The organism is Streptomyces sp. NPDC030893 (genome assembly GCF_055571535.1).
The window spans coordinates 40,178-50,246 of record NZ_JBVIFC010000028.1; the positions used below are offsets into that span (position 1 = coordinate 40,178).

Annotated in this window: 9 protein-coding genes; 7 read left to right on the plus strand and 2 right to left on the minus strand. The window is 71.8% G+C overall.

Going from position 1 to position 10,069, the window contains the following annotated elements; all coding sequences use genetic code 11:
• Positions 1-28: 28 nt before the first annotated feature.
• From recR to ACZ434_RS31865, 6 genes are all read left to right on the plus strand, one after another.
• Positions 29-628, plus strand: coding sequence for a recombination mediator RecR (gene recR, locus ACZ434_RS31840; protein ID WP_468462048.1), 600 nt, complete (start codon positions 29-31; stop codon positions 626-628).
• Entirely contained in the window at positions 621-1,286 is a 666-nt protein-coding gene (locus ACZ434_RS31845; RefSeq protein ID WP_468462050.1) for a DUF5063 domain-containing protein, read from the plus strand. The genes recR and ACZ434_RS31845 overlap by 8 nt, the downstream gene beginning before the upstream one ends.
• Positions 1,287-1,492: 206 nt before the next feature.
• Positions 1,493-2,785 (plus strand): aspartate kinase, encoded by a 1,293-nt coding sequence (locus ACZ434_RS31850; protein WP_468462052.1) that lies wholly within the window; start codon positions 1,493-1,495, stop codon positions 2,783-2,785.
• Positions 2,785-3,858, plus strand: coding sequence for an aspartate-semialdehyde dehydrogenase (locus tag ACZ434_RS31855; protein ID WP_468462054.1), 1,074 nt, complete (start codon positions 2,785-2,787; stop codon positions 3,856-3,858). The genes ACZ434_RS31850 and ACZ434_RS31855 overlap by 1 nt, the downstream gene beginning before the upstream one ends.
• A gap of 478 nt (positions 3,859-4,336) precedes the next feature.
• Positions 4,337-4,936, plus strand: a complete 600-nt coding sequence (locus tag ACZ434_RS31860; RefSeq protein ID WP_468462056.1) for a SigE family RNA polymerase sigma factor — start codon at positions 4,337-4,339, stop codon at positions 4,934-4,936.
• Positions 4,937-5,415: 479 nt separating this feature from the next.
• A complete protein-coding gene (locus ACZ434_RS31865; protein ID WP_468462058.1) occupies positions 5,416-6,462 on the plus strand; it encodes a hypothetical protein in 1,047 nt (348 codons plus the stop codon).
• On the opposite strand, the gene ACZ434_RS31870 is transcribed toward ACZ434_RS31865, so the two are convergent.
• Both ACZ434_RS31870 and ACZ434_RS31875 read right to left on the minus strand, forming a co-directional pair.
• A complete protein-coding gene (locus ACZ434_RS31870) occupies positions 6,429-7,265 on the minus strand; it encodes an SURF1 family protein (protein WP_468462060.1) in 837 nt (278 codons plus the stop codon). The genes ACZ434_RS31865 and ACZ434_RS31870 overlap by 34 nt on opposite strands.
• An 88-nt stretch (positions 7,266-7,353) precedes the next feature.
• Positions 7,354-7,725: a nuclear transport factor 2 family protein gene (locus ACZ434_RS31875; protein ID WP_468462062.1), complete on the minus strand. Its 372-nt coding sequence runs from the start codon at positions 7,723-7,725 to the stop codon at positions 7,354-7,356.
• 182 nt (positions 7,726-7,907) lie between these two features.
• On the opposite strand from ACZ434_RS31875, the gene ACZ434_RS31880 reads away from it, so the two are divergent.
• A complete protein-coding gene (locus ACZ434_RS31880) occupies positions 7,908-9,752 on the plus strand; it encodes a S9 family peptidase (protein WP_468462063.1) in 1,845 nt (614 codons plus the stop codon).
• Positions 9,753-10,069: the final 317 nt, after the last annotated feature.

A 10,069-nucleotide genomic window follows, 5' to 3' on the forward strand; every position in this document is an offset into this window, starting at 1 on the left:
GCGAACACCAGGAAGGGACGGCAGTCCGTTGTACGAAGGCGTGGTCCAGGACCTCATCGACGAGCTGGGGCGGCTGCCCGGCGTCGGTCCCAAGAGCGCGCAGCGGATCGCCTTCCACGTCCTGCAGGCGGAACCGACGGACGTGCGGCGCCTCGCGCACGCGCTGATGGAGGTCAAGGCGAAGGTCCGCTTCTGCGCGACCTGCGGCAACGTGGCGCAGGAGGAGCACTGCGCCATCTGCCGTGACGCCCGCCGCGATCCCGCGGTGATCTGTGTGGTGGAGGAGCCCAAGGACGTGGTCGCCATCGAGCGCACCCGTGAGTTCCGCGGCCGCTACCACGTCCTCGGCGGCGCGATCAGCCCCATCGACGGGGTGGGCCCCGACGATCTGCGCATTCGGGAACTCCTGGCCCGTCTCGCCGACGGTACGGTCACGGAGCTCATCCTGGCCACGGACCCGAATCTCGAAGGCGAGGCCACGGCGACGTACCTCGCCCGGATGATCAAGCCCATGGGCCTGAAGGTCACCCGCCTGGCCAGCGGCCTCCCGGTGGGCGGCGACCTGGAATACGCGGACGAGGTGACCCTCGGCCGCGCCTTCGAGGGGAGACGACTCCTAGATGTCTGACGCCACGCTGCACGCGACCGACCGGAACCCGGACGACTTCGCGGTCCAGGTCGCGGACCAGATCGAGAGCTTCCTGGTCGCCGTCACGGAGGTCGCGAAGGGCGACGAGCCGGACTCGGCGGTCCCCTTCCTCCTCCTGGAGGTCTCCCAGCTCCTCCTGGCCGGCGGCCGCCTGGGCGCCCACGAGGACATCGTCCCCGACGAGCGCTACGAGCCCGACCCGGGCCCCGAGCCCGACGTGGACCAGCTCCGCGAGAACCTGGCCCGTCTCCTCGAACCGGTCGACGTCTACTCCGAGGTCTTCGACCCCTACGAGCCCCGCAAGGCGCCCGTCCCCGCCCGCATCTCCGACGACCTCACCGACGTCATCACCGACCTCCGCCACGGCATGGCCCACTACCGCGCCGGCCGCACCACGGAGGCGCTGTGGTGGTGGCAGTTCTCCTACTTCTCCAACTGGGGCTCCACGGCCTCCGCCACCCTGCGCGCCCTCCAGTCGGTGGTCGCCCACGTCCGCCTGAACCAGCCCCTCGCCGAACTCGACGGCCTCGACACCGACCAGGGCATGGGCGACGACACCCTGGAATTCGAGGCGGGCCAGGTCATGGCCGAGGAGATCGGCGTCCCTCTGGGCGTCCGCGTCCGCCCGGTCACGTGACCTTCACGACGGCGCGTGTGTGACGCGGGGCACTTTTCCGAGTGGTCCGCGCCGGGATGGGCATGAGCCCCCCTGCACGGGCGCCGGAAGTCTCACGATGCGATATCGCGGAGGGGTTTTTCGGACGCTCGATAGACTGAGCCGACCGCGACGCACACATGTGTGTGCGGACTGTGGAAAAACGACGGATTGAGCGAGGAGCGCACGTGGGCCTTGTCGTGCAGAAGTACGGAGGCTCCTCCGTAGCCGATGCCGAAGGCATCAAGCGCGTCGCCAAGAGGATCGTGGAAGCCAAGAAGAACGGCCACCAGGTGGTCGCCGTGGTTTCCGCGATGGGCGACACGACGGACGAGCTGATCGATCTCGCCGAGCAGGTTTCCCCGATCCCTGCCGGGCGCGAGCTCGACATGCTGCTGACCGCCGGAGAGCGGATCTCCATGGCCCTGCTGGCCATGGCGATCAAAAACCTGGGCCACAACGCCCAGAGCTTCACCGGCAGCCAGGCAGGTGTCATCACCGACTCGGTCCACAACAAAGCCCGCATCATCGATGTCACGCCGGGCCGGATCAAGACCTCGGTGGACGAGGGCAACATCGCCATCGTGGCCGGCTTCCAGGGCGTCAGCCAGGACTCCAAGGACATCACCACGCTCGGCCGCGGCGGCTCCGACACCACCGCCGTGGCCCTCGCCGCCGCGCTCGACGCCGAGGTCTGCGAGATCTACACGGACGTCGACGGCGTGTTCACCGCCGACCCCCGCGTGGTGGCGAAGGCCAGGAAGATCGACTGGATCTCCTTCGAGGACATGCTCGAACTGGCGGCCTCCGGTTCCAAGGTGCTGCTCCACCGCTGTGTGGAGTACGCCCGCCGGTACAACATCCCGATCCACGTCCGCTCGTCCTTCAGCGGACTGCGGGGCACGTGGGTCAGCAGCGAGCCGCTGGTTCGCAAGACACAGCAGCAAGGGGAAATGCAGGTGGAGCAGGCTCTCATCTCCGGCGTCGCGCACGACACCTCCGAGGCCAAGGTCACGGTCGTCGGTGTGCCGGACAAGCCCGGCGAGGCGGCTTCGATCTTCCGTACGATCGCCAATGCCGAGATCAACATCGACATGGTCGTGCAGAACGTGTCCGCCGCCTCCACGGGCCTGACGGACATCTCCTTCACCCTCCCGAAGACCGAGGGCCGCAAGGCCATCGACGCCCTGGAGAAGAACAAGGGCGCCATCGGCTTCGACTCCCTGCGCTACGACGACCAGATCGGCAAGATCTCCCTGGTCGGCGCGGGTATGAAGACCAACCCGGGCGTCACGGCCGACTTCTTCACGGCGCTCAGCGACGCGGGCGTGAACATCGAGCTGATCTCGACCTCCGAGATCCGCATCTCGGTCGTCACCCGCAAGGACGACGTGCCCGAGGCCGTCCGCGCCGTGCACTCCGCCTTCGGACTGGACTCCGACAGCGACGAGGCCGTGGTCTACGGAGGCACCGGCCGCTGATGGCCGGCCCCGAAGGTACCGGACGTTCCGGGCGGCCGACGCTCGCGGTCGTGGGAGCGACCGGGGCCGTGGGCACGGTCATGCTCCAGATCCTGTCCCAGCGGGCGGACGTCTGGGGCGAGATCCGGCTCGTCGCCTCCCCCCGCTCGGCCGGCCGCAAGCTGGCCGTGCGCGGTGAGGAGGTCGAGGTCGTGGTGCTCACCGAGGAGGCCTTCGACGGGGTCGACGTCGCGATGTTCGACGTACCCGACGAGGTCGCCGCACGGTGGGCGCCCATCGCCGCCGCCCGTGGCGCGGTGGTCGTCGACAACTCCGGCGCCTTCCGCATGGACCCGGACGTGCCGCTCGTCGTGCCCGAGGTCAACCCGCACGCCGTACGCAGGCGCCCGCGCGGGATCGTCGCCAACCCGAACTGCACCACCCTGTCGATGATCGTCGCGCTGGGCGCGCTGCACGCCGAGTTCGGCCTGCGCGAACTGGTCGCCTCCTCGTACCAGGCGGTCAGCGGCGCCGGGCACGCGGGCGTGCGCACCCTGCGCGAACAGCTCTCCCTCGTGGCCGGTACGGAACTGGGGACCAGCCCCGGCGACGTACGGCGGGCCGTGGGCGACAACACCGGTCCGTTCGCGGAACCGGTCGCGCTGAACGTCGTACCGTGGGCCGGGTCGCTGCGCGAGGACGGCTGGTCCTCGGAGGAGATGAAGGTCCGGGACGAGTCCCGCAAGATCCTGGGCCTGCCCACGCTCCCCGTCGCGGTCACCTGCGTCCGCGTCCCGGTGATCACCACCCACTCCCTCACCGTGCACGCCCGCTTCGAGGGCGAGGTCACTGTCGACAAGGCGCGCGAGATCCTCGCCACCGCACCCGGCGTCGTGCTGTTCGACAACCCGGCCGCGGGGGAGTTCCCCACCCCCGCCGACGTCGTCGGCACCGATCCGACCTGGGTCGGGCGGGTACGGCGGGCCCTGGACGACCCCACGGCACTGGAGCTCTTCGTGTGCGGGGACAACCTGCGCAAGGGATCGGCGCTCAACGCCGTACAGATCGCCGAACTGGTGACGGTTGGTGGTTGAACAGTGAAAAGTTCTGGATCACTGAGGAATCGTTTGTAGGATCTGTGTAAGTCCCGCAGCCCGGGTTCTCGGTCTGGACCACTTGTCACCGCGGATACGGCAACCGAGGATTGCACGAGGATTCACCTCCCCGTCTTCCGCAACCGAGCGGACGGCGGGGAGCGTCTTTGCGGTCGCCCTTTCCGGGGCACGGGGACGCTGCCTTTCAGGCGTGGGGACGTCTGGAGCCGGACGTGGGGACGTCCGTTCATATGGAATACAGGGGAAGAGCGGGTCGCATGAGGGCATTTGATGTGCTGTCGGTGGTGCTGCCTGACGCGGGCGGGTGGCCGGCGGCACCGGCCGCCGGAAAAGTGACGCCCGGCGCGTACAACCCTCGCGGGGGGAAGCGTGTCCAACTTGCGTGGCTGAGGTACTCGACTTCACAGCGCCGCGCGGCACGGCCCTCCGGCCGCCCCGCAAGGCTCTCCGACCCCGCATGCCCGGCGCGTCCGGCGGCGGCATGCCGGTGATCGCCCCCATGCCCGCAGCGCGCCCCGCCCGCATACCCGGTCAGCGTGACGGCGCCGACGACGTCGTGGCGGCCGGTACCACCGTCGACCACCTCACCGAGACCTACCGCGCGCACTACCGCTCGCTGCTGGGCCTCGCGGCGCTGCTCCTCGACGACACCGCCTCCTGCGAGGACGTCGTCCAGGAGGCGTTCATCCGTGTCCACTCCGCCCGCAAACGGGTCCGGGACCCGGAGAAGACCCTGGCCTATCTGCGCCAGACCGTCGTCAACCTGTCCCGGTCCGCGCTGCGCCGCCGCATCCTCGGCCTGAAGCTGCTCTCCAAGCCCATGCCGGACATGGCGAGCGCGGAGGAGGGCGCCTACGACCAGCTGGAGCGGGACTCCCTCATCAAGGCGATGAAGAACCTCCAGCGCCGCCAGCGCGAGGTGCTGGTGCTGCGCTACTTCGCGGACATGACCGAGGCCCAGGTCGCCGAGACGCTCGGCATCTCACTGGGTTCGGTGAAGGCGTACGGCTCACGCGGTATCGCGGCGCTGCGGCTGGCCATGGGGGCGTCGGCATGAGCGACGGCAGGAACGCGCACCACGAGGAGCGCGAACCCCAGGGCCCACCCACGCCGGACACGGAACAACAGCCGGCGGACACACCGACCACCGACACCGCCCGAGCGACCGGAGACGTACGGGACGCAGCCGCCGGTGGGGATGCCGACACCGGACCGGATTCCGCGGGTAGTCGGGATGCCGACGCCGGTGGGGATGTTGACGCCGGGCCGGATTCCGCGAGTGGACCGGGTTCCGCGGGCGGTCGGGAGGCCGTTGCCGGGCGGGAGTCCGAGGGTGTACGGGATGCTGACGCCGGCCGGGAGGCTGTGGGCGTGCGGGATGCCGACGCCGGCCGGGATGCCGACGCCGGCCGGGGTGCCGGTGCCGGGCGGGAGCACGGAGGCGTGGGGGAGACCGGGGACGGGCCGGCGCGGTTGCGCGGGCTTCTGACGCCGCACGGGCAACAGCCGAAGCACACGCACGCTGGGAACGGAACTGTGAACCACGGCCTGGACGACCGAGGCCCCGAGGGGCTCGACTCGGACGAGCTGGAACTGCGCACCCTGCTGCACCAGGCGGTGCGCGAGGTGGAGCCGGGCGACGGCACCCTGGACTATCTGCGCCGGGCCGTCCCCGCCCGCCGGGCACGCAAGCGCCAGGCCCTCGTCGGCATGGCCGCCGCCGCCCTCTTCGTCGGCACGGCCGTCCCCGCCCTCGTGCACGTCACGAACACCGGCGGCTCCGACGCCAACCCGTCGGCCGTCGGCCACGCCTCGCAGACGCAGGGCGGCACCGGGGAGGGCAAGGACCCCAGCGGCGGCGAGAGCACCGCCGGCGGCTCCTCGGACCGGCTCGACGCCGGAGGCAAGGGCGAGAAGAAGGACGAGGACAAGGGCGGCACCAGCACCGGTTCCGACACGGGAGCCACCGACGGGGCCGGCCCCTCGGCCGACGCCACCGCCGCGGCGCCCGCCTGCACCCCCGCCCAGCTGGGCCCGGCGGCCGCGAGCAGCGCCGCCCCCGACTCGACCGGCGCGGTCTACGGCTCCTTCCGGGTCACCAACGTCTCCACCGCCGGCTGCACGGTCGACGGCGCCGGCGAGGTGGGCGTCACTCCGCAGGGCGCCGCCTCCGCGGCCAAGGTGGGCACGGCACGGCACGTGGCGGGCGACGCCGCGGCCGGACTGCCCGACCCCTCCCTGGAGGCGCGCTCGCTGGTCCTCGAGCCGGGTGCCGCCTACGAGGTGCAGTTCGCGTGGGTGCCCTCCGAGACGTGCCCCACCCCCGGCGGCACGCCGGGCGGCAGCACCGGCGGGCCCTCGCCGGACCCGTCACCCAGCGACGACCCGACCACGACGACCGGCGCGTCGACGGGCACCGACAGCGGCACGGCCACCCAGCTGGTCCGGGAGGACGGCGGGACCGAGGGCAGCGTGGCGGTGTCGTACACGGCGTCGACGGGCGCAGGCTCGGCCACCACGACGGTGGCCAACGCGTGCGCCGGGACGGTCTACTGGACGGGGCTGCTGACGCCCGCCGGCTGACGGGCAGCGTCCCCGTCCTCACCGCCGGCCGCGTCCTCGTCCCCGCCCTCCGCGAGACCCAGCTCCGCGTCGCGGGCGAGCTCCAGCTCACGGCGGAGCAGACGGAACCACATGAAGATCACGAAGCCGATGAAGGCGAACCACTCGGCGGTGTAGCCGAGGTTCTGGAACGCCTTCAGGTCCAGCCCGGTACCGCCCGGCGCGGACGCCGGTACCGCCTTCATCCCCGAGTCCCCGCGGTTGAGCGTGACCCAGGCGTCGTACACGTCGTACGGCACCAGGTTCACCAGCGAGGCGGAGCTGATCGCCCCCGCCTGGCCCTCCGGCAGGCCGCCGCGGGCGCTGACGCCGTTGCTGCCAGGCGTCTCGGACGCCTGGAGCGCTCCGGTGACGGTCACCTCGCCGGAGGGCGGCGCGGGCACCTTCGCCGGGTCGGGTTCGCCGGGCAGCCAGCCCCGTACGACGGGCAGGGCGCGGCCGGTGTCGGTGCGCAGCAGGGTGAGGACGTAGTAGCCGTCCTCGTCGTCCAGCTTGCGGTCGGGCACGAGCAGCTGGGTGTCGTACCGGCCGCTCGCGGTGGTCTGCTTTCCGGAGGTGGCCTTGGTCACGGGCAGCAGGCCGTCCAGCGGCCGGGCCTCCTCCCGCTGGTCCGAGACGACCCGCTCCTCGGCGGCGCGGTGATTGTCCACCCGGTCCTCGAACCGGCCCAGCTGCCAGGACCCCATGAAGACGCAGAAGGGGATGGACAGCAACAGGAAGACGTTGATCCCCCACCAGCGGGGTGTCAGCAGAAACCGGTACACGCCCCCAACGGTACGGGGCCGCGGGCGGTTCCCGGCCCGCGGGGTCGGCGCGGACGCGGTCACACCGGCGCCGCGGACGGCTCTCCCGTCACCGCTCGACCAGATGTTCGCGTCCCGCCGGGGGCTCGTACGGCTCGGGCCAGAAATCGGTGATCGTCGCTATGCGCCCGGAGGCGTCCGCGGTGAAGAAGGAGAGGCCGTCCATCGTCTCCTCCCCGACCGTGAACCGGGCCCACGTGACCACCTGGCCCGGCTCGGCGACGACACGCTCCAGGCGCAGGTGCCAGTCGCCCGGGTACTCGCGGTTGAACCGCACGTACCGCTCCCGGCCGCTGACCTGCTCCCCGGTCTGGGGCAGCGCATAGACGACGTCCTCCGCCAGTGTGGCGGCGAACGCGGTCCAGTCACGGGTCTCGGCGGCCTTCCAGAAACGCTCGACGTTCTCGCGCAGATCGGTCATGCCGTGCAGTGTGCACCCCGCCACTGACAATCCCGCCCGGCCGCCCGGCCCCACGCCCCCGACCTGCGGCGCGAGGCAGCCGGCGCCTGTGGACACGACGGCCGTGACGGATCCGGTGGAGGTTGTCCACAGGGCTGGGGACTGTGTCGGTGGAATGCCCGCCGGGCGGGCAAGATGGGGTCATGACTGAGAGCAACGGGTCCGACGCGCCGGGCCGGGCGGACCACCAGACCGAGCGAGTGGAACAGGGCGCGGGCATGCCCGACTGGGAGAAGCGCTTCCGCGCGCCCCGGGTGTCCCTGCCCGACTGGGCCGAGGACGCCCCCGACCGCTCCCTGTTCGTGTCGAACGCGACGGGGACCTACGAGCTGTACGCGTGGGACCGGTCGACGGACGACCAGCGTCAGGTGACGCACCGGCCCAACGGCACGACGGACGGCGTGCTCTCGCCGGACGGCGAGTGGATCTGGTGGTTCGACGACAAGGACGGCGACGAGTTCGGCGTCTGGCGCCGGCAGCGGTTCACGGGCGGCGAGGACGAGCTCGCGGCCCCGGGTCTGGACCCCTCCTACCCCGCGGGTCTCGCGCTGGGCAGGAACGGCCGTACGGCGGTCGTGGGCCGTTCCACCGACGAGGACGGTACGACGATCCACCTGGTCCGCACCGGTGAGCCGCCGGTGGAGCTGTACCGGCACCGTGAGTCGGCGGGCGTCGGCGACCTCTCCTACGACGGTTCGCTGATCGCCGTCGAGCACACCGAGCACGGCGACGCGATGCACTCCGCGCTGCGGGTGATGCGCCCCGACGGTACGACGGTGGCCGAGCTCGACGACACCGAGGGCGGCACGCGGGAGCTGGGCCTTGAAGTGCTGGGCTTCGCGCCGGTGCAGGGCGACACCCGGCTGCTCATCGGTCACCAGCGGCGCGGACGCTGGGAGCCGCTGGTGTGGGACGTGGCGACGGGGGAGGAGAGCGACCTCGCGCTGGAACTGCCCGGCGACGTCAGCGCCGAGTGGTACCCGGACGGCACGGGGCTGCTCATCGCGCACGGCTTCGAGGCGCGCGGCGAACTGTTCCGCTACGACCTCGCCGAGCGCCGGCTGGTGGAGATCCCCACCCCGCGCGGCGCCGTCTCGGGCGCGACGGTCCGCCCCGACGGCAGCGTGGAGTACCTGTGGTCGTCGGCGGCCGAACCGCCGGCGGTGCGTTCCACGGCGGGCGGGGTGGTCCTCGACCCGCCCGGGATGAAGTCGCCCGGGTCGGTGCCGGTGGAGGACGTGTGGGTGGAGGGGCCCGGCGGCCGTATCCACGCGCTCGTGCAGAAGCCGGCCGGCGCGACCGGCCCGCTCCCCACGGTCTTCGACATCCACGGCGGCCCCACCTGGCACGACAGCGACTCCTTCGCCGCGGGCCCGGCGGCCTGGGTCGACCACGGCTACGCGGTGGTCCGCGTCAACTACCGGGGCTCCACGGGGTACGGGCGGGCCTGGACCGACGCGCTGAAGCACCGGGTGGGCCTGATCGAGCTGGAGGACATCGCGGCGGTCCGCGAGTGGGCGGTCGGCTCCGGCCTGGCGGACCCCGCCCGGCTGATCCTCACCGGCGGCTCCTGGGGCGGCTACCTCACGCTGCTCGGCCTCGGTACGCAGCCGGAGGCGTGGGCGCTGGGCATCGCGGCGGTCCCGGTCGCCGACTACGTCACGGCGTACCACGACGAGATGGAAGCGCTGAAGGCGATGGACCGCACCCTGCTCGGCGGCACACCGGAGGAGGTCCCCGACCGCTTCGAGGCGTCGTCCCCCATCACCTACGTCGATCAGGTGAGGGCCCCGGTCTACATCTCGGCCGGCGTCAACGACCCCCGCTGCCCCATCCAGCAGATCGAGAACTACGTCAAGCGCCTGGAGTCCCGCCACGCGGTCCACGAGGTCTACCGCTACGACGCCGGCCACGGCTCCCTGGTCGTCGACGAACGCATCAAACAAATCCACCTGGAACTCGACTTCGCCGCCAAACACCTCCCCTAACCACCCCCACGACCCCAGCCGCGGGACCGGCAGGCAGCCACCTGCGGGCAGTCGTGCCGCCCCACCCCACCCGCAGGCAGCCATCTCACCGCGCCCCAACTGCGGGCAGTCGTGCTGTCCCCCCCCCACCCGCAGGCAGCCACCTCACCGCGCCCCAGCTGCGGGCAGTCGTGCCGCTGGGGCGGCACGGGTGGGCGCAGCGGCACCCCGCAAGCGCGGGCAAGCAAAACCCACCCCCGCCCACCCCGGCGGGGGGGGGGACTCCAAAAAGAACAGGGGGGCAGGCCACCCCCAGACCAACTCCCCCCAAACCGGGG

Bases quoted from the DNA above. Each gene is read 5' to 3' on its own strand.
- ACZ434_RS31845 (WP_468462050.1), top strand. From the start codon at position 621: ATGTCTGACGCCACGCTGCACGCGACCGACCGGAACCCGGACGACTTC.
- ACZ434_RS31855 (WP_468462054.1), top strand. From the start codon at position 2,785: ATGGCCGGCCCCGAAGGTACCGGACGTTCCGGGCGGCCGACGCTCGCG.
- ACZ434_RS31860 (WP_468462056.1), top strand. From the start codon at position 4,337: ATGCCCGGCGCGTCCGGCGGCGGCATGCCGGTGATCGCCCCCATGCCC.
- ACZ434_RS31875 (WP_468462062.1), bottom strand. From the start codon at position 7,725: ATGACCGATCTGCGCGAGAACGTCGAGCGTTTCTGGAAGGCCGCCGAG.
- ACZ434_RS31880 (WP_468462063.1), top strand. From the start codon at position 7,908: ATGACTGAGAGCAACGGGTCCGACGCGCCGGGCCGGGCGGACCACCAG.